This window comes from Pseudomonas sp. 21LCFQ02, assembly GCF_024129895.2.
Classification (GTDB): domain Bacteria; phylum Pseudomonadota; class Gammaproteobacteria; order Pseudomonadales; family Pseudomonadaceae; genus Aquipseudomonas.
This window is the reverse complement of sequence record NZ_CM178749.1, coordinates 144694-168849: the sequence shown is the minus strand read 5'-3', so window position 1 is coordinate 168849 and position 24156 is coordinate 144694. Positions and strand designations below refer to the sequence as shown.

Annotated in this window: 22 protein-coding genes; 12 read left to right on the top strand and 10 right to left on the bottom strand. The window is 61.7% G+C overall.

The features are described 5' to 3' along the window. Window positions 1-169 precede the first annotated feature (169 nt). Genes zwf through NJC40_RS00790 form a run of 3 tightly spaced genes read left to right on the top strand, consistent with a single transcriptional unit; the run spans window position 170 to window position 3031 of the window. Window positions 170-1639 (top strand): glucose-6-phosphate dehydrogenase, encoded by a 1470-nt coding sequence (gene zwf / locus NJC40_RS00800; RefSeq protein ID WP_253142680.1) that lies wholly within the window; start codon window positions 170-172, stop codon window positions 1637-1639. Continuing rightward, window positions 1626-2339, top strand: a complete 714-nt coding sequence (gene pgl, locus NJC40_RS00795) for a 6-phosphogluconolactonase (protein ID WP_253142679.1) — start codon at window positions 1626-1628, stop codon at window positions 2337-2339. The genes zwf and pgl overlap by 14 nt, the downstream gene beginning before the upstream one ends. A 17-nt stretch (window positions 2340-2356) precedes the next feature. Then, complete coding sequence (locus NJC40_RS00790; protein WP_144403185.1) at window positions 2357-3031, top strand: bifunctional 4-hydroxy-2-oxoglutarate aldolase/2-dehydro-3-deoxy-phosphogluconate aldolase; 675 nt, start codon at window positions 2357-2359, stop codon at window positions 3029-3031. A gap of 72 nt (window positions 3032-3103) precedes the next feature. On the opposite strand, the gene NJC40_RS00785 is transcribed toward NJC40_RS00790, so the two are convergent. After that, entirely contained in the window at window positions 3104-3346 is a 243-nt protein-coding gene (locus NJC40_RS00785) for a DUF3820 family protein (protein WP_045482823.1), read from the bottom strand. Window positions 3347-3390: 44 nt separating this feature from the next. Next, window positions 3391-3840, bottom strand: a complete 450-nt coding sequence (locus NJC40_RS00780) for a winged helix-turn-helix transcriptional regulator (RefSeq protein WP_045482821.1) — start codon at window positions 3838-3840, stop codon at window positions 3391-3393. Window positions 3841-3951: 111 nt separating this feature from the next. Between NJC40_RS00780 and NJC40_RS00775 the strand changes: the two genes are divergently transcribed. The 3 genes from NJC40_RS00775 to NJC40_RS00765 all read left to right on the top strand — a co-directional run bounded on the left by NJC40_RS00775 (window position 3952) and on the right by NJC40_RS00765 (window position 6827). Beyond that, on the top strand, window positions 3952-5190 hold the full coding sequence (locus tag NJC40_RS00775; RefSeq protein WP_253142678.1) for an MFS transporter: 1239 nt from the start codon (window positions 3952-3954) through the stop codon (window positions 5188-5190). A gap of 58 nt (window positions 5191-5248) precedes the next feature. After that, a complete protein-coding gene (locus tag NJC40_RS00770) occupies window positions 5249-6142 on the top strand; it encodes an EamA family transporter (RefSeq protein WP_253142677.1) in 894 nt (297 codons plus the stop codon). A 211-nt stretch (window positions 6143-6353) separates the two neighbouring features. After that, a complete protein-coding gene (locus NJC40_RS00765; protein WP_253142676.1) occupies window positions 6354-6827 on the top strand; it encodes a ferritin-like domain-containing protein in 474 nt (157 codons plus the stop codon). A gap of 46 nt (window positions 6828-6873) precedes the next feature. Here the strand turns inward: NJC40_RS00765 and NJC40_RS00760 are convergent, their stop codons facing one another. The 5 genes from NJC40_RS00760 to NJC40_RS00740 form a co-directional block, all read right to left on the bottom strand. After that, on the bottom strand, window positions 6874-8382 hold the full coding sequence (locus tag NJC40_RS00760) for a GGDEF domain-containing protein (protein WP_253142675.1): 1509 nt from the start codon (window positions 8380-8382) through the stop codon (window positions 6874-6876). A 139-nt stretch (window positions 8383-8521) separates the two neighbouring features. After that, window positions 8522-9889: a heavy metal sensor histidine kinase gene (locus NJC40_RS00755; protein ID WP_253142674.1), complete on the bottom strand. Its 1368-nt coding sequence runs from the start codon at window positions 9887-9889 to the stop codon at window positions 8522-8524. Beyond that, the gene (locus NJC40_RS00750; RefSeq protein ID WP_045482806.1) at window positions 9879-10556 is read right to left on the bottom strand and encodes a heavy metal response regulator transcription factor; all 678 of its coding nucleotides are present in this window, start codon (window positions 10554-10556) and stop codon (window positions 9879-9881) included. Before NJC40_RS00750 ends, NJC40_RS00755 begins: the two co-directional genes overlap by 11 nt. A gap of 10 nt (window positions 10557-10566) precedes the next feature. Next, window positions 10567-13683, bottom strand: a complete 3117-nt coding sequence (locus tag NJC40_RS00745; protein WP_253142673.1) for a multidrug efflux RND transporter permease subunit — start codon at window positions 13681-13683, stop codon at window positions 10567-10569. Further along, on the bottom strand, window positions 13680-14837 hold the full coding sequence (locus NJC40_RS00740; protein ID WP_253142672.1) for an efflux RND transporter periplasmic adaptor subunit: 1158 nt from the start codon (window positions 14835-14837) through the stop codon (window positions 13680-13682). The genes NJC40_RS00745 and NJC40_RS00740 overlap by 4 nt, the downstream gene beginning before the upstream one ends. 339 nt (window positions 14838-15176) lie before the next feature. On the opposite strand from NJC40_RS00740, the gene NJC40_RS00735 reads away from it, so the two are divergent. The 6 genes from NJC40_RS00735 to NJC40_RS00710 all read left to right on the top strand — a co-directional run bounded on the left by NJC40_RS00735 (window position 15177) and on the right by NJC40_RS00710 (window position 21686). Next, a complete protein-coding gene (locus NJC40_RS00735) occupies window positions 15177-15530 on the top strand; it encodes a hypothetical protein (protein WP_253142671.1) in 354 nt (117 codons plus the stop codon). Between the two features lie 298 nt (window positions 15531-15828). After that, window positions 15829-16413 (top strand): fimbrial protein, encoded by a 585-nt coding sequence (locus tag NJC40_RS00730; protein WP_253142670.1) that lies wholly within the window; start codon window positions 15829-15831, stop codon window positions 16411-16413. A gap of 59 nt (window positions 16414-16472) precedes the next feature. After that, a complete protein-coding gene (locus NJC40_RS00725; protein ID WP_253142669.1) occupies window positions 16473-17228 on the top strand; it encodes a fimbrial biogenesis chaperone in 756 nt (251 codons plus the stop codon). Between the two features lie 125 nt (window positions 17229-17353). After that, the gene (locus NJC40_RS00720) at window positions 17354-19939 is read left to right on the top strand and encodes a fimbria/pilus outer membrane usher protein (RefSeq protein ID WP_290447768.1); all 2586 of its coding nucleotides are present in this window, start codon (window positions 17354-17356) and stop codon (window positions 19937-19939) included. Next, complete coding sequence (locus NJC40_RS00715; RefSeq protein ID WP_253142668.1) at window positions 19936-20691, top strand: fimbrial biogenesis chaperone; 756 nt, start codon at window positions 19936-19938, stop codon at window positions 20689-20691. The genes NJC40_RS00720 and NJC40_RS00715 overlap by 4 nt, the downstream gene beginning before the upstream one ends. Continuing rightward, complete coding sequence (locus NJC40_RS00710) at window positions 20691-21686, top strand: fimbrial protein (RefSeq protein ID WP_253142667.1); 996 nt, start codon at window positions 20691-20693, stop codon at window positions 21684-21686. Before NJC40_RS00715 ends, NJC40_RS00710 begins: the two co-directional genes overlap by 1 nt. Window positions 21687-21704: 18 nt before the next feature. Here the strand turns inward: NJC40_RS00710 and NJC40_RS00705 are convergent, their stop codons facing one another. From NJC40_RS00705 to NJC40_RS00695, 3 genes are all read right to left on the bottom strand, one after another. Continuing rightward, window positions 21705-22454, bottom strand: coding sequence for a YkgJ family cysteine cluster protein (locus tag NJC40_RS00705; RefSeq protein ID WP_253142686.1), 750 nt, complete (start codon window positions 22452-22454; stop codon window positions 21705-21707). A gap of 102 nt (window positions 22455-22556) precedes the next feature. Beyond that, window positions 22557-22871 carry a hypothetical protein gene (locus tag NJC40_RS00700; RefSeq protein WP_253111829.1) on the bottom strand — a complete coding sequence of 105 codons (315 nt, stop codon included), beginning with the start codon at window positions 22869-22871 and terminating at the stop codon, window positions 22557-22559. An 81-nt stretch (window positions 22872-22952) separates the two neighbouring features. Continuing rightward, window positions 22953-23846, bottom strand: coding sequence for a chemotaxis protein (locus NJC40_RS00695; protein ID WP_253142666.1), 894 nt, complete (start codon window positions 23844-23846; stop codon window positions 22953-22955). Between the last annotated feature and the right edge of the window lie 310 nt (window positions 23847-24156).

Below are 24156 nucleotides of genomic sequence, written 5' to 3'. Positions count from 1 at the left end.
CCTGGCGGCTTTAGCCTGTAGCAAAGGTGGCCTATCGTACTGAGAGGCCGAGTGAATCACCACCGGTATAAAGCTTTGGATAAAATGTTGTAGTTATTACTACATTTGGCCTTGAGGAATACCTTTAAAAAAGGTATTTGTAGTCTAACTTGATAAAAGAACTAACATTATGCCCCTGATTACGGTTGATCCGTGCACTTTCGCCCTGTTCGGCGCTCTCGGCGATCTGGCTGTGCGCAAACTGTTTCCGGCTCTTTATCAGCTCGATCGTGCAGGTTTGCTGCATGACGATACGCGCATTATCGCTCTGGCCCGCGAGCCGGGCGACGAGGCCTCGCACCTGGCCTATATCCACCAGTCGATGCGCCGCTTCATTCCCGAGACGGAGCTTGAGTCCGAACACGTCACCCGCTTTCTGGCGCGGCTCAGCTATCTGCACCTGGATTTCCTGCTGCCGGAGGGCTATCTGGCCCTGGCCGAGCGGGTCAGCAACGCCGATTCGCTGATTGCCTACTTCGCCACGCCCGCCTCGGTGTACGGCGCGATTTGCGAGAACCTCGCGGCGGCAGGCCTTGCCGAGCGCACCCGGGCGGTGCTGGAGAAACCCATCGGCCACGATCTGGCGTCTTCGCGACGGGTCAACGATGCGGTGGCGAAGTTTTTCCCCGAGAACCGGGTTTATCGCATCGACCACTATCTGGGCAAGGACACGGTACAGAACCTCATTGCCCTGCGCTTCGCCAACAGCCTGTTCGAAACCCAGTGGAACCAGAACCATATCTCCCACGTGGAAATCACCGTGGCCGAGAAGGTCGGCATCGAAGGCCGCTGGGGCTATTTCGATCAGGCGGGGCAACTGCGTGACATGATCCAGAACCACCTGCTGCAGTTGCTGTGCCTGATCGCCATGGACCCGCCCAGCGACCTGTCGGCCGACAGTATTCGCGACGAGAAGGTCAAGGTGCTCAAGGCCCTGGCGCCGTTCACCCCGGAGCGTCTGGCCACTCAGGTGGTGCGCGGTCAGTACACTGCCGGCTACAGCGAAGGCAAGCCGGTGCCGGGCTATCTGGAGGAAGACAACTCCAACACCGAAAGCGACACCGAGACCTTCGTTGCCCTGCGCGCCGATATCCGCAACTGGCGCTGGTCGGGGACGCCGTTTTACCTGCGCACCGGCAAGCGCATGCCGCAGAAGCTGTCGCAGATCGTGATCCACTTCAAGGAGCCGCCGCACTATATCTTTGCCCCGGAACAGCGCCTGCAGATCAGCAACCGGCTGATCATCCGCCTGCAGCCTGACGAGGGTATCTCGCTGCAGGTGATGACCAAGGATCAGGGCCTGGACAAGGGTATGCAGTTGCGCAGCGGCCCGCTGAATCTGAACTTCTCTGACACTTACCGCAGTGCCCGGGTGCCTGACGCCTATGAGCGGCTGTTGCTGGAAGTGATGCGCGGCAACCAGAACCTGTTTGTGCGCAAGGATGAAATCGAATACGCCTGGCAGTGGTGCGATCAACTGATCGCCGGCTGGAAAAAAGCCGGTGATGCGCCCAAACCGTACGCCGCCGGGTCCTGGGGGCCGATGAGTTCCATCGCCCTGATCACACGTGACGGGAGAGCCTGGTATGGCGACATGTGATTTGCAATTGCCGGCGGGCCTGAAGGCCCATGACTTCGATAATGCGGCGCAACTGGCCGAGGCGCTGGCCAGCGATGTGGCCGAGCACTTGCGCGCCGCCATTGCGCAGAACGGCAAGGCCACTCTGGTGGTGTCCGGTGGCCGTAGCCCGGTGGCTTTTTTCGAGCGTCTGGCGGCCGAGCCGCTGGACTGGTCGCAGGTGGTGGTCAGCTTGGCTGATGAGCGCTGGGTACCGGTGGAGCACCCGGACAGTAATGCGGCGCTGGTACGCCGTCATTTGCTGCAAGGCCCGACCGCTGCGGCAAAGTTGCTTGGCTTGTATAGCCTGGCGCCGAGCCTGGAGGCCGCCGCCGAGCAGGCTGACCGGTTGCTGGCCGAGCTGCCGCCGATCGATGTGCTGGTGCTGGGGATGGGCGATGACGGGCATACCGCCTCGCTGTTCCCGTCCAGCCCGAATCTGCGCGAAGCCCTGAGTCTTGGTGGTGAGCGCCGCTGCCTGGCGATGCTGGCGCCCAGCGTGCCGCATCAGCGGCTGACCATGACCCGTGAGTTGCTGGCCTCAGCCAGCGTGAAGATTCTGTCGATTGCAGGCCAGGCCAAGCTCGACACCCTGCGCACCGCTGTGCAAGGCGATGACGTGACGGCTTTGCCGATCCGCGCCTTTCTCAACCCGTCTCTTGAAATTTACTGGTGCCCCTAAGCCAAGGAAACATCGCCGTGACCCAAGACCAAAATAATCAGCCACTCAACAGCATGGCGAACAAGACAGCCCGGATCGATGAGCTCTGCGCCCGGGCCAAAATTCTTCCGGTGATCACCATCGCCCGCGAGCAGGACGTGTTGCCGCTGGCCGACGCGCTGGCTGCCGGTGGCCTGAGCGTGCTGGAAGTCACTCTGCGTTCAGCGTTCGGCCTGGATGCGATCCGCCTGTTGCGCGAGCAGCGCCCGGAGCTTTGCACCGGTGCCGGGACCATCCTCGACCGTCGTACCCTGGCTGACGCTGAAGCGGCGGGCGCGCAGTTCATTGTGACGCCGGGCAGCACCCATGAGCTGTTGCAGGCTTCGGCCGCAAGCGAAGTGCCGCTGTTGCCCGGCATCAGCAGCGCCTCTGACATCATGCTCGGCTACGCCCTGGGTTACCGGCGCTTCAAGCTGTTCCCGGCGGAGGTCAGCGGGGGGGTGGCGGCGCTCAAGGCGCTGGGCGGCCCCTTCAACGAAGCGCGGTTCTGCCCGACCGGCGGGGTCAATGCGCAGAACCTTAAAAACTACATCGCCCAGCCCAACGTCATGTGTGTCGGCGGTAGCTGGATGATCGACAACGCCTGGGTCAAGAACGGCGACTGGGGCCGTATTCAGGAAGCCACCGCTGAGGCCGTAGCGCTGTTCGGCTGAGCGGCAGCAGGCTGGCGGCAAACCAAAAATCCGGTGCCTGTGCACCGGATTTTTTCTGCGTGCTTTTCGTGCTCAGTTCCGGCCGGATTTGAAGCCCTGGCGGGGCCGGGTGCGCAGCGGGTCGAGCAACGCACCCAGGCCGTTGTGGTCAATCTCGTGCATCAATGCCAACAGGGCGCCCAGCTCACCCTTGGGAAAGCCTTCGCGGGCGAACCAGTTCAGGTAATGGCCGGGCAGGTCAGCCAGCAAGCGGCCCTGGTACTTGCCAAAGGGCATTTCACGGGTGACCAGCAGTTTCAATGATTCGGGATTCATGGCTTATCGGTTCTGAAGAGGGGAAGGACCGGGGCTGACCTGAGTCAGCGCGTCACCCGGCGGCGATGACAGTCGTGTGGCTTGAGCAGCTTGCCCTGCACCGAACGCACCTGCAGGCTGAGTACGGGTTGCTCGTGCTCGTTATCGAGCAACACCGAATGCGTCTCGCCAGGTTCGAACAAATGCTGCTCACCCCATTGGCGCAGGCATACCACAATCGCAAAAGTCGAGCGGCCCCGCTCGGTCAGCACGTACTCATGGTAGGCGCTGCCATCGGAGGCCGGGCAGATTTCGAAGATGCCCAACTCCACCAGCACTTTCAAACGTGCGGCAAGAATATTCTTCGCCAGACCAAGACTCTTCTGAAAGTCGCCGAAACGCCGGATATCGTCGAAGGCATCGCGAATGATCAGCAGCGTCCAGCGCTCGCCGATGGCTTCCAGTGTGCGTGCCACAGGACATTCGCTGCTTGCCAGCGCTATATGCCTAGCCATTGGATTACCTTTCAGAGGTTAAAAAAACTGGTTGCAGATTAAAACCTGAATTGTTACAACTCAATCATCTGGTTTTAAATTGAAACTGCTTATTTTGTCAGGGATGACCCCATGAGTTGCAGCAGCCATTGCGAGCAAGCCACTGCACCGTCAGTCATAAACGAGCCATTGCAGCTCTCCCGTTCACTGAGCCTGATCTTATCGATCACCTGCGCGCTGGCGGTGGCGAATGTGTATTTTGCCCAGCCCTTGCTCGATAGCATGGCGCAGAGCCTGAATGTTGCGCCCGGCAGCATTGGTATTGTGGTCACAGCCACGCAGATCGGTTACGCGGCCGGACTGCTGCTGATCGTGCCGCTGGGCGACTTGCTCGATCGCAAGGCGTTGATCATCACGCAAATGCTGTTTTCAGTCGCGGCTCTGCTGGCAGTGGGCATGGCAGGGCAATGGTCTGTGCTGCTTGGCGCGATGGTGCTGGTCGGCTTGATGGCGGTGGTGGTGCAGGTGCTGGTGGCCTGCGCCGCCAGCCTGGCCATCCCGGTGCAACGCGGCCAGGCGGTGGGGACAGTGACCGGCGGCATTGTGCTGGGCATCCTGCTGGCCCGCTTCGCCTCTGGTCTGATCGCCGATCTGGCCGGTTGGCGGGCTGTGTATTACGTGTCTGCCGGTTTGATGCTGAGCATGGCGCTGGTGTTGTACAAGACCATCCCTGCGCTTGACCTGCCACGCGCTGACAGTTCCTACAAAGCCTTGTTGATCTCGGTCGGCAAACTGTTCATCAGCGAGCCGGTGTTGCGCGTTCGTGGCGTATTTGCCTTGCTGATCTTCGCGGCGTTCAGCGTGTTATGGACCTCGATGGTGTTACCTCTGAGTGCCCCGCCGTGGTCGCTGTCCCACACCCAGATCGGCTTGTTCGGCCTGGCAGGTCTGGCCGGTGCACTGGCCGCCGGCAGAGCGGGGCGCTGGGCTGACCAGGGCTTGGGGCAACGCACCACGGGGGTGGCTCTTGCGCTGCTGGTGCTTTCCTGGTTGCCCATCGCTTGGGCCGAAACCTCGTTACTGGCGCTGGTGCTGGGTGTGGTGATGCTCGATTTTGCCGTGCAAGCGGTGCATGTCACCAATCAGAGCCTGATCCTCGCCGCCCGGCCGGACGCGCAAAGCCGTCTGGTGGGCGCCTACATGTGTTTTTACTCGGTTGGCAGCGCGCTGGGGGCAGTGGCGGCGACCCAGATGTATGCGCTGGGGGGCTGGTCAGCGGTGTGCCTGTTGGGTGCCGCAGTCAGTACCGCCGCCTGGCTGTTCTGGGCATGGATACGCTTTAGCGAGCTGCGCCTGGCGCCCTCGGGCTAGCCCTGTACATCACTCGGTATTTGTCTGCACCCTCACTCAATTATGCGTCAAGGTGTTTATGAAACTTCACCACTTGCTGCTGGCCATCCTGATCACTGCTATCTGGGGCTTCAACTTTTCGGTCATCAAACTGGGCCTGCATAGCGTCGATCCGCTGATGCTGGCCGCCATTCGTTTCGCACTCTGCGCACTGCCGGCCATCCTGTTCATCCCCAGGCCGAATGTGCTTTGGCGCTACATCGCAGGTTACGGGCTGGTGTTCGGCATCGGCCTGTGGGGGGTGGTGAATCTGGGGATCAAGTCCGGGCTGTCGGCCGGTATCGCTTCACTGGTGCTGCAGTTCAGTGCCTTCTTCACGATCTTGCTGGGCGGCTGGGTGTTCAAGGAAAAGATCACACGCTTTCAATTGGCCGGTATCGTCATCGCGCTGGCTGGTTTGTCGAGCATCATCTTCATTGCCGATGGTTCGGTCAGCGTGACCGGGCTGGCGCTGGTGCTGTTCGGTGCCTTGGCCTGGAGTGTGGCCAACATCATCATCAAGAAGGCCAAAACGGCTCAAGTGTTTGCCTTTCTGGTCTGGTCCAGCGCCTTTGCGCCGCTCCCGCTGTTGCTGCTCGATTACTGGGTAAATGGCACGCAGGGTTATGGCGTACTGGTCGCGCAAATGGATTGGCGTGCCGTGTCGTCGATCCTGTTTCAGGTGTACCCCAATACCTTGTTTGCCTATTGGGTCTGGAACTCGCTGCTCAGGCAATACCCGGTTTCGACGGTGGCGCCGCTGTCACTGCTGGTGCCGATCTTCGGCATGCTTGGTTCGGCACTGATCTTTAACGAGCGCCTTTCGGCAATCAAGGTGGTTGCCGTGCTGCTTATAGTCTGCGGTCTGGCTGTGGGCTTGTATGGCGAGCGGATCAGGCAGGCATTGAGCAAGCGCTTGACGCGCACGGCCTGATCACTGTCCGGCATGGCTGATAGCCAGACTTGCAGTCTGCATGCTGGCAAAAAGCAACTTCATGCAGAACGCAACGCATGGATTTTCAGGGTTTTTATTAAGTTATTGAAATTAAACATAAAAATAGAATCTAAAAAGCTGGCACAGGCCATGCAACTCTCCAGGCAGCCACACCCAATTTGGTATCAACTGCCTAGGAAGGATGAGTGAAATGACTGACATCAACAAAGAATCGATCAACCTGCTCAACGACCTGATCGAAACCAGCAAGGATGGCCAGAAGGGCTTTGAGACCAGCGCTGAAGACATCAAGAACCCTGCCATCAAGCAGTTCTTCCAGACCCGTGCCAGCGACTGCGCCAGCGCCGTAGCTGAACTGCAAACCGAGGTTCGCGCCTTGGGCGGCGACCCGGAGACCTCTTCGAGCGTTGGCGGTACGCTGCACCGCGCCTGGGTGGACCTCAAGTCGCTGGTTACCGGCAAGAGCGATGAAGCGATCCTCAATGAGGTTGAGCGCGGTGAGGACGTTGCGCTCAAAGCTTACAAAGACGCTCGTCAGAAAGCGGTTGAAAAATCCCTGCCAGCTAACGTCACCGGTCTGATCGACCGTCAGTTGCAAGGTGCTCAGGCCAACCACGACAAGGTCAAGGCGCTGCGCGATCAGGTCCGCGCTGCCAATCATTAAGGGCACGTTTGACCGGCAAGGATGCCATCACGCCAACCGCCAGCGGCTACACCGCGCTGGCGGTTGGCGTTTGTGCGTAATCGATAAACTCAACCCGATTGCGGCCGTGATGCTTGGCGTTGTACAGCGCTTTGTCAGCGCTATCGAGAAACGCGCTCAGCTCGTCATGCTTGCTGACGCTTGCCGTGGTCACACCAATACTCACGGTAATCGCCTGCTGATCATGCTCTACCGCAGGCAGGGTCATGATGGCCTGGCGAATGCTCTCGGCCATGGCCAGCGCCCCTTGACGCTCGGTATTGGGCAGTATCAGCAGAAACTCTTCGCCACCATAGCGCGCCGCAAAATCACCGGCGCGCCGGGCGTTGCCGGCAATGCACTGGGCGACCTGACGCAATGCCTTGTCGCCGCCCAGATGCCCGTGGCGTTCGTTGAAACGGCGAAAGTGGTCTACATCGATCATCAGTAGCGACAGTGGATCGCCGCAGCGCTGTGCGCGGCCCCACTCGCTGGCCAGGGTCAGGTCGAGCTGGCGGCGGTTCGGCAGACCGGTCAGGGCATCGGTGGCAGCCAGCCCGGCCAGTATGTTTTCTGCCCGCTGGCGGCGGCGCAGTTCACGGCGCAGCAGGACGGTCAGCCACAGGATCCCCAAGCACAGCACGCCGGTGGCGCTGCCGACCAGCAAGGCATTGCGCTGCCAGGCGGCATAGACGGCCGATTCCGGCTGGCTGATGACCACCACCAGCGGCAGGCCTCTGACCCTGGAAAAGGTGTACAGGTGCCGATGCCCGTGCTCTACCGACATGCCCACGAAACTGCCTTCAGGCAGCTCGAGAATGTGCTGGTAGTTGGCGTTGCCGGCCATCACGGTGCCGGTCTGGTCTTCATCGGCCTCGACCGGCTCCCGGACCAGCAGTACACCTTGGGTATTCATCAGGCTCAGGCTGCTGTCCGGCCCCAGCGACTGGCTGCGGAACAACGGCTTGAAGTAGGCCAGGCGCATGGCCGCGCCGGCCACCCCGAGAAACTCACCGTTGGGCCCCGACAAGCGGCGACTGAAGCTGATGCACCAGTCCTTGAAGCCCCAGCGGGCCTTGAATGGCTGGCTGATGTGCAGCCCGGGCAGGTTGCTGTCGCGGTGATGTTGAAAGAACGGGCGGTCGGCGAAGTTCTCCTCGCGCCTGGCGCCTGGCAACGAGTCGGCAAGTACATCGCCGTTCTGGTCGAGCAGTAACAGGTCACCTTTATAGGGCGCTGCTGCGGCACGATCAAACAGTACCTGATGGCGCAGGTCGTCGGGTAACTGGCGCAGGCGCTCATGCTGCCAGGCACTGATCATCCCGTTGATCGAGGCGTCGTAGAGTTCGGCGCTGCGCACCACATCGGCTTCGATCAGCCGCACGATATTGGACGCCGCCCGGGTGGCGCTGAGCAGCGCGTCGTTGCGCTCGCGCATCAGCAACGAGGCGACGATGCCTAGAATGGCGATCAGTGACAGCAGGCTGCCACAGATCAACAGAAGCTCGGAGCGTATCCAGCCAGCAGGTACGTTCATTGCAGCCACTCGACTCAAGGGGCGGCGGCGATCCGTTCATGCCGCAGACTCTGGAACTGATTTTTATCGGTATATCAGGTTTTCGGCAGGACGCCGCCGATCAATAGACCAATCACCCGCCGTTTTTCGCACGTACCGTTCAGCGGCTCGGCAGACTGACACCAAAGGTGTTGATTCCGTCGCGGCTGGTCACGAACACCGTGCCGCCGTGCATCAGTGCGATGGCCTTGACGATGGCCAGGCCCAGACCGTGGTTGGCGCCGCTGTTACTGCGTGAGGCATCGACCCGATAGAAGCGCTCGAACAGCATCGGCAGATGCTCGTCGGCAATCGCCGGCCCCGGATTGCTGACACCGATGTGAACCTGTTGCTCAAGCCGCTCGATAGCGACGCGGATAGTCTGCCCGGCGCTGGTGTGCTGTACGGCGTTATGCAGCAGGTTGATCAGTGCGCGGCGCAACTGGGCCTTCTCGATCGGGACGCTGGCATCGCCGTGCACCTGGACCGCAACCTGCGCGTCCTCAAGGATGAAGTCCAGATACTCCAGGGTTGTCGCCACTTCCTCGGCCAGCGACACGCGGGTCAGTTCACTGGCCTTGCCGCCCTGGTCAGCGCTGGCCAGAAACAGCATGTCATTGATGATCGAGCGCAGCCGTTCCAGCTCTTCGAGGTTCGATTGCAGGACCTCGAAGTAATGCTCGGCCGAGCGGCCACGGGTCAGCGCCACTTGGGTCTGGCCGATCAGGTTGGTCAGTGGCGAGCGCAGTTCATGGGCCACGTCGGCGTTGAATGACTCCAGCCGCGAGTAAGCCTGTTCGACCCGGCCCAGCGTCGCGTTGAAGGCGTTGACGAACTGTTCCAGCTCCGGCGGTAAGGGTGACAGTTGCAGGCGTGCCGACAGGTGCGGCGGCGACAGCTTGTGGGCTTCCAGCGACAGGCTGGTCAGCGGCCGCAGGCCGATGCGCGCGACCCAGTAGCCCAGTAGCGAGGCGAGCAGAATGCCGATCACCGCCAGGCTGACCAGCGCGATCACCAAGGAGTGCTGGGTCTGCCAGAAGGTCTGGGTGTCGATGGCGGTGAGAAAGCGCAGGGCCGGGCGCTGGTCTTTGGCGGGAAACTCGCTGACCAGCACCTTGTACGGGAAACGCTGGCCGGGCAGCAGTAAATCACGCATGCCCAGCGGCCCGCGAGCGAAGCGGCGGATTTGCGGGTCGGGGTTGCCATACTCGTAGTCTGGATGATCGCTGACCACCCAGAAGCGGATACGCTTGTCCTCCTCGCTGAGCAGGTTGAGCTTGTTGCCGAGCTTGCTCCAGTGCTGCAAGTCGCCGAAGCGATTGACTGTTGATTCGAGCACGCTATAGCGTGCGTCAACTTCTGCCTCGGGCAGCAGGTCCAGGTGCTTGTCGACCTGCAGGTACAGCGCCCAGCCGATCAGGGTGAAGACCCCGAAGGCCACCAGCGCGAACAGGCTGCCCAGGCGCAGGGCAATGGAGTCAGCCCGCACGGCGGTCCTCCAGCACATAGCCCATGCCACGGATGGTGTGCAGCAGTTTATGTTCATGGGGGCCGTCGAGCTTGGCCCGCAGGCGCTTGATGGCCACCTCGACGACATTGGTGTCGCTGTCGAAGTTGATGTCCCAGACCTGCTCGGCGATGGAGGTCTTGGACAGGATCTCGCCGTGGCGGCGCGCCAGCACGCTGAGCAGGGCAAACTCTTTGGCGGTCAATTCCAGGCGTACGCCGGCCCGGCTGGCCTTGCGGCTGAGCAGATCGATGCGCAGGTCATCAATGCTGATCTGCACCGGCTCCTGGGTGCTGCTGCGACGGGTCAGGGCTTGCAGGCGGGCGACCAGTTCAAGGAACGAAAACGGCTTGCCCAGATAGTCATCGGCGCCTTCGCGCAGGCCCCGAATCCGGTCGTCGACCTGTTCGCGGGCGGTGAGCATGATCACCGGGGTCTGTTTACGCGCACGCAAGGCGCGCAGCACACCGAAGCCATCCAGGCCCGGCAGCATGACGTCGAGGATGATCACCGCGTAGTCGTGCTCCAGACCCAGATGCAGACCCTCGATGCCATCGGCGGCCAGATCCACGCTATAGCCCTGTTCGCTCAGGCCGCGATGCAGGTAGTCAGCGGTTTTCTGTTCGTCTTCGATAATCAGCACGCGCATGCGCAACCTCTCAGGTGTGAAGCGCCTGGCCAGTGGCCGGGGCGTTCTGGCGGCGGTGGAACACGCGTTCGAGTTGCAGGTAGATCACCGGGGTGGTGAACAGGGTCAGCACCTGGCTGAGCAGCAGTCCACCGACCACCGCGATCCCCAGCGGCTGGCGCAACTCGGCACCGGCGCCAAACCCGAACATCAGCGGCAGGGCACCGAACAAGGCGGCCAGGGTGGTCATCATGATCGGCCGAAAGCGCGTCAGGCAGGCGGTGTAAATCGCATCGTGCGGCGAAAGGCCCTGATTGCGCTGCGCCTCCAGGGCAAAGTCGACCAGCAGGATGCCGTTCTTCTTGACGATACCAATCAGCAGCACCACGCCAATCAACGCCATGATCGAGAAGTCATGGCCCAACATCCACAACAGCAGCAGCGCGCCAATCCCCGCCGAGGGTAGCGTGGAGATGATCGTCAGCGGGTGGACGAAACTCTCGTAAAGCACCCCGAGAATGATGTACACCGCCACCAGCGCGGCGAGGATCAGCCACGGCTGGTTGGCCAGCGAACTCTGGAACGCCTGCGCGGCGCCCTGGAAAGTGCCGATGATCGAGGTCGGCATGTCGATTTCGGCCTTGGCCTGCTCAACCATGCGCACCGCATCGCCCAGCGCGATACCGGGGGCCAGGTTGAATGACAGGTTGGCGGCCGGGAACATGCCGTCATGGCTGATCGACAACGGCCCCATCACCGGCGCACCGACACTGGCCACGGCAGACAGCGGCACCATCTCGTCGGTCAGCGGTGAGCGCAGGTAGAAGTAGCTCAGGCTTTCAGCGCGGCCACGTTGCCGGGCATCGAGTTCAAGAATCACCTTGTACTGGTTGGTGTCGGTCTGGAACTCGCTGATCTGGCGCTGACCGAAGGCATCATAAAGGGCCTGGTCGACGTCGGCAGTGGTCAGCCCGAAGCGCGCCGCTGCACGCCGGTCGATGTCGATGTGAGTGATGCTGCCGCCCAGTTGCAAGTCGTTGGACAGGTCGCGCAATGCCGGGTTTTCCCGCAGCTTTTCGGTCAGGCGCTGGGTCCACAGGTTGAGCTGTTCGCCATCGTTGCTCTTGAGCACGTATTGGTACTGGCTGCGGCTGGGGCCAGGGCTGAGGTTGATGTCCTGGCCGGCGCGCAGGTACATGACGATGCCGGGCACTCTGGTCAGTTGCGGGCGAATCCGATCAATGAACTGGCTGGCCGATACATCGCGTTCGCCACGCGGCTTGAGGGAAATCCAGAAGCGCCCGCTGGCCAGGGTCTGGTTGCTGCCCGAGGCACCCACCGAATGCGAGAACGCCTGGACCGCCGGGTCGGCGCTGACGATTCTGGCCAGTTCTTTATGCTTGGCGACCATGTCGGGATAAGAGATATCACCGGCCGCATCGGTGGTGCCCAACACCATGCCGGTGTCCTGCACCGGAAAGAAACCCTTGGGAATCAGCACGTAGCCGACCACCGCCAGGGCCACGGTCAGGCCGAATACCCCAAGGGTGATGCGCTGATGAGCCAGCGCCTTGCGCAGGCCGCGTTCGTAGAGGCTCAGCAGGCGTTCGCCAAACCCCGGCTTGCTGTGTTGATCGTGGCTGGGCGCGCGCATGAACAACGCTGCCAGGGTCGGTGCCAGCGTCAGCGACACCACCACGGAAATCAGAATGGTCGCGGTGGCGGTCAGGGCAAACTCCTTGAACAACCGGCCTACCACCCCGCCCATGAACAGCAGCGGAATGAACGCGGCAACCAGCGAGAAGCTGATCGACACCACGGTGAAGCCGATTTCCCCCGAGCCCTTGATGGCCGCTTCGCGCATGCCTTCGCCGGCTTCCAGATGGCGGTGGATGTTCTCCACCACCACAATGGCATCGTCGACCACAAAACCCACGGCAATCACGATTGCCACCAGGGTCAGGTTATTGAGGCTGAAGCCGAACAGGTACATCAGGGCGCAACTGGCGATCAGCGACACGGCCAGCACGCTGGTGACGATCAGGGTCGCTGACCACTGGCGCAGAAACAGCGCCATCACCGCGACCACCAGCAGCACTGCAATGCCCAGGGTCAGTTCCACTTCATGCAGCGAGGCGCGGATGGTGCGGGTACGGTCATTGAGCACCGACACCTCCACCGAGGCCGGCAGCATCGCGGTCAGGCGCGGCAACTGGCCCAGCACCCGGTCGACGGTCTCGACGATATTGGCACCCGGCTGGCGGAACACCACCAGGCTCAGGCCGGGCTGCTGACCGGACCAGGCCTGGACATAGGCGTTCTCGGCACCATGCACCACCTTCGCCACGTCCTTGAGGTAAACCGGCGCACCGTTGCGGTAGGCGACGATCAGTTGCGCGTAATCTTCAGGGTCGAACAACTGGTCGTTGGCCGACAGGGTCGAAACGCTGTCTTTGCCATACAGCGCGCCCTTGGCCAGGTTAAGGCTGGTCTGCTGCACCGCCTGACGAATGTCGGCCAGGGTCAGGCCGAGGGCGGCGAGCTTTTCCGGCGCGGCCTGGACGCGAATGGCCGGGCGCTGCTGGCCAGACACCGACACCTGGCCGACGCCTTCAATCTGGCTGAGCTGGCGGGCCAGCAGCGTCTCGGCCAAGTCGCTCAGTTCGGTGCCGGACATCAGCCCGGAGCTGACACTGAGGATCAGTACCGGGCTGTCGGCCGGGTTGACCTTGCGCCAGGTCGGCAGGTTGGGCATGTCGGCCGGCAGGCGTCCGGCTGCGGTGTTGATCGCCGCCTGAACTTCCTGGGCTGCGGTGTCGATGCTCTTGGTCAGGGCGAACTGCAAGGTCAGGCTGGTCGAGCCCAGCGCACTGCTGGAGGTCATCTGGGTCATGCCGGGGATCGCGCTGAACTGCACTTCCAGCGGGGTGGCCACCGAGGAGGCCATGGTCTGCGGGCTGGCGCCCGGCAATTGGGCGCTGACCTGAATGGTGGGGAATTCGGCTTCCGGCAGCGGCGCGACCGGCAGCCGGGTGAAGGCGATCAGGCCCAGCAATACCAGGGCGAAGGTCAGCAGCAAGGTGGCGACCGGGTGATCGATGCACCAGGCCGAGAGTGAACGCTGATGGCGGGTTGGGCTGTCGCTCATGGCTGCACCGCCGCCTGCACGGTATTCAGCGACTGCGGCTGGGCGGCGCTGGCGTCGACCCGGGTGCCTGCCTTGAGCCGTGACTGGCCGTCCTGGACCAGCACGTCACCGGGGCTGGCGCCGCTGATCAGGGTCATGTCGCTGCTCTGGAACAGGACCTTGACCGGAACCACTTCAGCCTTGTTGTCGCGGATGCGGAACACATAATGCTGCTCCAGGCCGCGCTGCACCACTTGCGGCGGCACCTTGAGCGCATCGCGGGCCACATCGGTCTGGATTTTCACCGTGACCAGCTGGCCCGGCCATAGCGATTGATGAGGGTTGTCGAAGCGTGCCTTGGCCCGAATGGTCCCGGTGCTGGGCGAGACCTGGTTATCGATCAGGCTCAGCTTGCCCTGGCCCAGCAGGGTGCCGTTCTGATCGTCGCCCAGCCAGGCCTGCACCGGGGCGCGCGAATCACTGGCAATCAGCCCTTGCAGGGTCGGCAGCATCTGTTGCGGCAGGGCGAACTCCACCGCGACCGGGTCGATCTGGGTCACGGAAAACAGCCCGTTGGCGTCGCTGACCCGCAGGAAGTTGCCTTCATCGACGTTGCGAATCCCGACCCGGCCAGTGACCGGTGACTGGATGCGGGTATAGGACAACTGCACCTGGGCCGCTTCAAGTGTGGCCTTGTTGGCCTGCACCGTGGCTTCGAGCTGGAAGACCTGCGCCTGCTGCTGGTCGAGGGTCTGCCGCGAGATGCCGTTGTCCTGGCTCAGGTCGCGGTAGCGCTTGAGGTCCAGGCGGGCGACATCGAGCTGCGCCTGACTCTGTGCCAGTTGCGCCCTGGCCTGTTCTTGCGCGGCGCGAATCGCCCGGTCGTCGAGGGTCGCCAGCAGATCGCCGGCCTTGACCTGTTGGCCTTCCTTGACCAGCACGCGGGTAAGGATGCCATCGACCTGTGGTCGGATCACCACGCTTTGCAACGACTGCACGGTGCCGATGCCGGTCACGAACAGCGGTACGTCCTCGGCCTTGAGGTCGATGACTTTGACCGGTACGGCGGCCAGCGGCGGTTTGCTTACGGCGCCAGGGCGGGTCAACAGCCAGGCGCTGCTGCCCAGCGCAGCCAGGACGGCAACAGCCAGTACGGTTCGGGTCGATTTACGCATGTCGGGGAGGACGCCAGGAAAGTCAGTGGTCAGACGGCATGATCAGGGGTTTCTTATAACCTGCCAACCCGGTCAGCAGAATGACGGCTACCTGTCAGAAATGTCAGCAAAGCCGTTTGCTGTGAAGCAGTGCCGGTTTTTTCCGTTCAGAAGCTTTAAGTTCATGGCGGTACAGGTTTTGACTGAACTAAAAGCTGCATGCTTAAAGCAATAAAACTGTAAGTTACATTGCATTAATTGCTGCGGAAAAGTCCTACAGAATTTTCTTTATTTATGTGGCGGGCGGGGGGGTGTTCAACTTTACTTCATGGGGTGAACCCGACAAGACGGAGCAGGATCATGCAACCCGACACGACAGTTTCAGGTAGCTTCAAAAGGCAGTTGGCGCGATCAGTCATGATGGTTTTACTGTCGCTGGGGGCTGTTAAGGTTTATGCACAACAGGGTGTTCTGGGTTTTCGTGGTCAAGTGGTTAACCCTACGTGTGAAGTCGACGCCGCACTCGCGGCTCATCTGGTTGAGCATACCCGGCGTGTGCCGGTGCGTCCGGGGCGGGAGGTCGAGGCGGGCGTTGTCGCCAATGCCTGTATGGCCCAGGCGGTGCCTGTGAGTACCCACTTTCAGCCCCTTGCTGAGCCGGACTCACAGCGGGTTTCCGAATCTCGGGGGGTGCTGACCGTTACCTATCAATAGCCTGCTGGCCACTTTCAAAAACCAGCATGCTGCAGAGGTTAGTGCGAGGTTTATCACCGCTTGTTTGTCGAGCGCCTTGCTATTGGCGGCCTGCAGAGAGTCCTGGAATTGTCCTACGGAAACGGAGTTCAAGCTCAAGAGAATGTTCTTCCAAACCCAAGGAACGCAACTGACAGCTAATAAGGTTGTGGGGGCTTATAGTGAGCGCCGTCCACTAGCGGGCGAACACGAATAAGGGGTGTCGCTGAGCATACTCTGTATGTTCAGTGACACCCATAACACAAGGAATGTTGTTAGCATGAAAAAACTGTCTTTGACTCTGGCTGTATGGGGTGCTTTGGGTCTGGGTCTTACAGGCACAGCCAATGCTGCCAATAACGGCAAGCTGGTGTTCAACGGTACCCTGACCAATATGACTTGCGATGTGGGGCCAGGTACGGGCGTCAGCCCGGGCACCGCGCCGGGTGAAATCAATGTTGATCTGGGCAATGTGTCGTTTGCCGATATCGGTCTGTCAGGTGAAAGCAAGCTACAGACGGCAACGCCGATCCAGTTGCTGATCAACTGCAGTGCCGGTGCTGACCAGTACAACACCGTCAAAATGCGCTTTGCCGCGCGCAACGGCAGCGGCCTGGACAACAACGACCAGACCTTGCTGCGTACCACCGGCGCGGCCGATGGGGTGGGCATTGGTCTGATCAACGGCTCCAGTGTACTGATGGACCTTTCCGGTACCGAGACCATCGACAAGCCGCTGGTCAAGGATGGCGTCGGTGGCGCCACGGCGCAGCTCGACTTCGCAGCGGTGTACGTGCTCAACGGCACGGCGACCAATCCGGGCAACGCAGATGGCTTCATGCCTTTCGTGCTGGACTACGAGTGATGTCACTGGCGGGGCGATGCAGGTCGCCCTGCCGTTTCCTGACCGAGGCAACCGTCAGCATGTTCTTCTCTTTTTCGCGCGGCGCGCTGCTGCTCGCCGGCCTGCTGTGTCTGGGCAACGCCCAGGCGGGCATCGTGCTCAATACCACGCGGGTCATCTATCAGGGCCAGGACAAGGAGGTCAGTTTCGGTGTGCACAACAGTGGCGCCGGCGAGATTCTCGTGCAGTCCTGGCTGGAGCCGTATGACCCTGCGGTGAATACCCCGCAGACCGGCCTCAGTGATCTGCCGTTTATCGTCACCCCGGCGCTGGCGCCGTTGCCCGGTGATGGCAAGCAATTGCTGCGGGTGATTTATTCCGGCAGCGGGCTGCCCACCGAGCGCGAATCAGTGCTGTGGCTCAACGTTCAGGAGATTCCCCGTAGCGCCGCTGAAAATACCCTGCAAATTGCCATCCGCCAGCGTATCAAGCTGTTTTTTCGTCCGGCCGGTCTGCGCGGCGATCCGCTGTTGGCCGCGCAGAATCTGCAATGGCAACTGATCGGGCAGGATGCGCTGGAGGTGTTCAACCCCGGCCCTTTTCACGTTTCGATGTTGAACATCCGCGTACGCCAGGGCAGCAAGGCGCTGGTCAACCAGGACAGCCGGATGCTCGCGCCGCAGCAACGCTGGCGTTTGCCGCTCAAATCGCGTTCCGGCAGCCAGCCGCTGGAGTTGGGCTTTATCAGCATCAATGATTTCGGCGGGCAGGAGACTTACCACGCCAGCTTGCAGGGTGGGGAGAGCGTCCAGGCCAGCAAATTCGAATCTCGTTAGCGGCGGCCATGGGGCTGCCTATTCGCTGAGCCTCGATGTCTGCGAGTGCTCGGTTGTCATGTGTTCGTTGCCGAACAGGGAAGTGCGACGCACCGGTTATCTTGAAGCAGAGTGAACAACAGCTAATGGAATGGCTCACACAGAATAACAAGGGATTCAGAACCCGGGCGCTGCGCGGCCCGGTCAAACGCCTGGCCAGGTCTGTCGCCGGGCTGTCTTTGTCACACCATCCGTTGCCGATCGGCTTCGGGCTGGGCCTGAGCCTGTCGTTCAGTGCCTGGGCGGCGCAACCCCAAGGGGACACCAAAGCGGGGCGTTTCAACACCGCGTTCATCCAAGGCAGTGACCAGCCGCCGGACCTCGAAGAATTTTTGCGCTCCAGCACCGTGCTGCCCGGTACTTATCGGGTCGATATTCACGTCAATCGCGCCCTGAGCGGGCGGCGCGACGTTCAGTTCGTGCGCAGCCCGCGCAGCGGTCGCGTCGAGCCCTGCCTGACCCTGCAGATGCTCAGTGACTTCGGTCTGGACCTGCAGAAGTTGCCGGCGGACCAGGAGTCGCGGCAAGCGCGGGAGCAAGCCTGCTATGACCTGAGCGGCCAGGTCGAGTTTGCCCGTATCGACTACCAGCCGGGTGCGCTGCGCCTGAACATCAGCGTGCCCCAGGCATTGATGGCGCGCAGCAGTCGCGGTTATGTATCGCCACAGCTATGGGATCAGGGCGAAACCGTCGGGTTCGTCAATTACACCTTCAATGCCGCCGCGCGCAGCCAGCGTGGTCAGCGCAGCGAACAACAGTATCTGGGCTTGCGCAACGGTCTGAACCTGGGGGCCTGGCGGCTGCGTAACGAGTCATCAATGGTGCATGGCAGCGATCAGCCTTACCGGTTTCGTAGCAACCGGACCTTTGCCCAGCGCGATATCACCTCGCTCAAGAGCCAGTTGAGCCTGGGCGAAACCTTCAGTGAAGGACAGGTTTTCGACAGCGTGCGTTTCAAGGGCGCAGCGCTGGTGTCCGATGACGGCATGCTGCCTGATAGCGAGCGCGTCTATGCGCCGGTCATCCGCGGTACCGCAGAGAGCAACGCCACAGTCGAAGTGCGCCAGAGCGGCTTTTTGCTGTACAGCGGCAACGTCTCGCCAGGGCCTTTCGAGATCAGCGATATCTACCCCAGCGGCTCCAACGGCGACTTGCAGGTGACCATCATCGAGGCTGACGGACGCCGCCGCAGCTTCACTCAAGCCTATGCCTCGCTGCCGATCATGCTGCCCAGCGGAGCGTTTCGCTACAGCTTGAGTGGCGGGCAAGTGGATAACTACGATGGCGCAGAGCAGGCGCCGAATTTTCTCGGCGCGGCGTGGATCTACGGCGTGAATGACGCGATCACCGGTTTTGGCGGTGTGCAGTGGGCCGAAGATTACCGTGCCGTCAATCTTGGCGCGGGCGTCAATACGCCACTGGGCGCGGTGTCGGCTGACCTGACTCATTCGGCCAGTCAGGTGCACGACCAACAGCGTCAGGGCCACAGCCTGCGGGTGCGTTATGCCAATACTCTGGAAGCCACCGCGACGACCCTGGCGGTGGCCGGTTATCGCTATAGCACCGAGCATTACCGCAGCCTCGGGCAGCACGTTGAGGAACTGGACGAGCGCACCGGCATTGCGCTGGTGGGCCGGGCCAGAGACCGGCTGGAGGTCAACCTGACCCAGACCCTGCCGCAGCTCACCGCCAGCCTGAGCCTGACGGCTTCGGAGCAGCGTTACTGGAACCTGCCGGGCAAGACTCGCCAGGCTTATCTGGCGTGGAACTCGGTGTGGCGCAACCTCAGTTACAGCCTGTCGCTGGAACGGACCCAGGCATGGAGCCGCTTTGGCGAGGGGCGTGACGACAATCGGCTTTCGCTCAGTGTGACGCTGCCGCTGGGCGATAGCGCCCGCGCATCGCGCTTGTCGTTCAATGCGTTGCGCGACAGCCAGGGCGAGTACAACACCCAGGCCGGGGTTTATGGTCAAGTGCTGGAGGAACGCGACACGTTCTACTCGGTGCAGGCCGGGCATGACAGCCGTTCCGGCAGCTTTGGGTCCGCCAAGGTCAACACCCTCAAACCCTATGGCCGCTTTGAGGCCGGCTACAGTCAGGGCCGCGATTACCGCAGCCTGCTGCTGGGCGCCAGCGGCTCGCTGGTGGCGCATGCCGGTGGGCTCAACCTTGGGCAGGCGCTGGGCGAAACCTTTGCGCTGATTGAAGTCCCGCAGGTCAGCGGCGCCAGCCTGGCGTCCTGGCGTCAGGTCGAAACCTCAGGCAACGGTTATGCGGTTCTGCCCTATGCCCAGCCGTACCGCACCAACTGGGTCAATCTGGACACCCGCCAGTTGGGTGCCGATGTCGATCTGGACAATGCCATCGGGCAACTGGTGCCGACTCGCGGTGCGGTGCCGGTGCTGCGTTTCAAGGCCGCACTCGGGCGCCGTGTGCAGTTCGAACTGCTGCGCGCCGATGGCAGTCGCCTGCCGCTGGGCGCCACGGTCGAGGACGGGCAGGGCAGGACGCTGGCGACTGTCGACCCGACCAGCCAGGCGTTGGTGCTCAGCGAACAGGACAGCGGCACCTTGTATGTGCGCTGGTCGACCCAGCGTTGCGCGGCGCCGTTCAGCTTGCCGGCCCGCGATGCACAGCGCGCTTATGAGCGAGTCAAGGTGGTCTGCCAATGAACCTCAAACGCTGGCTGGCGCTGTTGGGCCTGTGCGCGATGGTGCCTGCCCAGGCCACGGTTTCGCTGCTCGGCACACGGTTGATCCTTGGTGCAGGTAACGAGGTGAGTATCGAGGCACACAACCGCAGCGACCAGGAGGTGCTGCTGCAAGCCTGGCTGGCGCTGCCGGGCAGCAGCGATGAAGCGGCTGTTGCCTCAGACCGCCCGTTACCTTTCGTCGTGACCCCGGCGCTGCTGCGTCTGCCTGGCCTGGGGCGGCAACAATTACGGGTGTTGTATCAGGGCCAGGGCATGCCGACAGACCGTGAGTCATTGGTCCATCTCTATGTTCTGGAGATACCACAGCGTTCCGAGGCCGGGCAGCAATTGAGTATCGCGGTGCGCCAGCGGATCAACGTATTCCATCGTCCGCCCGGTTTGCCCGGCGACCCGGCGCTGGCGCCCGCCGCATTGCGCTGGTCACTCAGCCATGAGGTGGCGGGCAGAGCACGTCTGCAGGTTAGCAACCCCACGGCTTTTCATGTGGCGCTGCTGGATCTGCAACTCGATGGCCGCGCGGTGCGCGACTACCTGTTGCTCGCACCGGGGCAACGCTTCGACTGGCCGACGCCGCCGCACGTAGCTCGCCAATTGACCTTCAAGGCGCTGACTGACTACGGCGGTCGGCGTGACTACTGCGCACAACCGACCGGCCAGGCCGCCTTCAGTGCGCGGCTGCTGGATACTCCATTGATGGCAGGAGACTGCTGATGTCCGATTCTCTCTTTGCTGCGCGGCGCTTGCGTGCCGTTGTCCTGCTGGCGTTGCTCAGCCCGGCGTCCTGTTTTGCTCTGGTGTGCAGCGTGCAGGGCTCCGGCGCGCCGGTTCTGCGCGGCGATCTGGGCAGTACCGTGGCGATTCCCGAGTCCTTGCCGCATGGCGAGGTGGTCTGGCGTTCCGAACGCCAAAGCGTCCTGATCGAATGTGCCCGCGAAGACCTGCAGGCGGTGGCCCAGGAAGTGTTCGTGCATTTGAACCCCGATAACCTGAACGTCGGCCAAGGGATTCGCGTGGGGTTGAGTGTGGGCGGTGCCGATTACTTTTCCGGGCGAATCGCCACCGGTCAGGTATTACCGGTCTGCCACGAAGGCGACTCCAACATAGAGGCCTGCCCCAGGGTCCGTTTCAACCTGGCTTTCTCGGTATTTGTGCAGAAGTTCGGTGCGACGCCGGTCTCCGGCGTGCCGGCAGACATTCCGGACTACCGGGTGTTTCAGCTCGGCGCGCAGAGTGGTCCGCAGAGCGGGGCGGGCAATAGCCTCAGTTATGTGCTGAACAATCTGACCGGGCTGCGCTTCATTGCCTGCGATGCGCAATTGCAGGTTTACCCGGCCAGCCTGGAGTTCGGCGAGCTGCCGATCAAGCAAGTGGTGGTCGGCAAGGTCTTCGATCAGCGATCGTTTTCCCTGTCGACCAATCGCAGCTGTGATTCGCCGTTCAGCCTCGATGCGCGGTTTCGCCCGGTCACCGGCAGCCTGGTGCAGGACTTGCTGGTGCCGGGTAACAATGCCTCACTGGGGATTCGCATCGTGCGGGCCGCCGACGGTCAGCCGTTACGCTACAACGAGTCGTTTCACCTGACCGACCTGTTGCAGGGAACCCCCTCCAGCCAGGTCGATTTCGATGCACAACTGATCTGGCAGACACCGCGGCCGGTGCCGGGACCGTTTGCCGCTGAGGTGATGATCGATTTGTATTACAAATGACTGCGGCGGACAACGCACTCAGGTTGCCAGAGGTATGAACAGGTAAGGCGGCGTTTCGGGCGCGGCCAGCCGGGCGCCGGCCTGTTGCAAGGTGTCGCTGACCTGTTGGCCGGCGACATGAAAGCGCCACTCGGCCGCTGTCTGCTCGACTGCATCGGCGCTGTGAACCGCTTCGAGGGCTGCGCTAAAAGCGGACATCTCCGGTAGATAAGCGACGAACCCGTTGCCCTTGAGCGCCGTGGTATCGATCCCCAACTGCTGGCACACGGTGCGTTTGGCTGCAATGTCATCGCGGTCGGCCTGGCGGGATTGTTCGATCAGGGCAAGCAACTGCGGGTCGGCCAGGGTATTGCCGACAATCAGCTCCGGGCCCTGTTGCCAGGCGTGCGGCGGACAATCCTTGGTGTGTGGACGCAACGGAATATGCGGGTTGATCTCCATTGGGTAGATACGGCACACCAGTGGCCGGCGCTCATAGATGCGGCACAGCTGCTGCGCGTCAAGATTCCGGCAAGGTCCGACGTTATAGGCCGCGAAGGTGATGGCTATATACGCTCGGGCAGCGCCGCTGTTGACCAGAATCGAGCGGCGCGTGGCGTGCTGCCACTGCGCTTGGTCAACTCCATAGCCGTTGTCGAGAAAACCTTCAGTCAGGACGATCAGGGCACCGCCGTCAGCAGCCCACTGCCGGGCTTCGCTGAGGGTCAAAGGGACATGGTGGTCAGTGCAGCACTTGCCGCAGCCGACGCAGGAAAATCGGGTATTCATCGCGCCAGGAGTCGTCCATACCAGCGTTTGGGCTGAGCGTGCAGGCATGTACGCTCAACCTTTGGTTGGCAATGAATGAGGCAAGTTATATGCCAGCGCCTGTCAGCGCTTCTCGACGCTATCCCACTCAGTGACTGTGGCCTCGCCGGACTGGCGGTGATACAGGCACAGCTCCAGGCCTTTGCGATTGTTCATGTGCTTCTGTGGATAGCGACCTTGCAGCAGCAGGGCGTCATAACCAACCTGATCGTCGAAACGGGCCTGTTTGCCCAGCACTTTGACGTCTTGCAACTGGCTTGTCTTCAGGCAGGCGGCTCGTTCGGTCTTGTCCAGCTGTTGCCAGGCATCAGGACTTGAGGCCTGGACCTGGCTCACCCCACAGGTCAGGGTCGCAAGTAACAACACAACGGTTCTCATGGCATCCATCCAGGCTCATTGGCAATGGGCGTTAGACTGGATTGCCCGAGCAAGGTTTCGTCGGCTGGCCGGGCGCAGTGCTCAGCGGGCATTCACGGTGCGGGCCGCTTCCAGTACGCAGCGGGTCAGTTCGGGCGAAGAGAACTTGGTCAACACCGCATCGGCCCCGGCAATCCTGGCTTTCTCGCTGTTCATCGCGCTGTCCAGCGAGGTGTGCAGCAGGATGTACAGGTCAGAGAAGTCTGGCGTTTCACGCAGGGTACGGGTCAGTGCATAACCGTCCATCTCTGACATCTCGATGTCGGAGATCAGTACGTTGATTTCGCCAGAGGTGCCTTTGAGTTCCAGCAGCACATCAATGGCCTCTCTGGCACTGCGCGCGGTGCGGCATTCGATACCGATATTGCGCAGGGTGATGATCGACTGCTGCAAGGCGACCTGGCTGTCGTCGACCACCAGAATTTGTACCGTGCCGAGCAGTTCGACTTCATGAGTGGTCAGTTGATCGGGCTCGACGACGATCTGCGCCGGTGCGATGCCATGGATGACCTTCTCGATATCGAGCACCTGAACCAGTACGCCATCGACCTGGGTGACGCCGGTGATGAAAGAGTGACGGCTGGAGCCGTAGGGTGGCGGGCGGATGTCGGTGGTCAGGCAGTGGACGATCTTGCTCACCGCCTGGACGTGCAGGCCCTGTTTGCTGCGGCTCACATCGGTGACGATCAGGCAGCCGGCATCCGGATCGGCCAATGGCCGCTCGCCAATGGCCCGGCTCAGGTCGATGACCGACAGCGATGCTCCGCGCAACGTGGCTACGCCTTTTACGTGCGGGTGGGATTCGGGCAGATGGGTCAGGGCCGGGCAGGGAATGATCTCGCTGACCTTCAACAGGTTGATTGCCATCAGCTTGCCGCTGCGCAAGGTGAACAACAGCAGCGAGAGAGAATCTGCACGGGCGTGCTTGGTGGACATAGGAACCTTATGGCAAATGGATATCGTCGAACGATGCGGGTCTTGACGTTATGATCCAGCGACCCTCTTGAGCTCTGTTAGAGAATAGTCGCCCGCAGCGATCTGGCCTGAGAGGCGTTTCACGGTTTGGCATTTTGCCGTAGAAGCGCAGGCGCATGGAACCTATAGTGGCAGTTGGACTTTATTGACGTCAAATATCGGACCGGTGCCGTGTGGCAAATGGTCGCATCCTTCTATATATAGAAGCGCGTGCGACAATAGGGCGCATGGTTATCCAGCCAGGTTTGGCTGCGGCAAATGCGCACAGTTT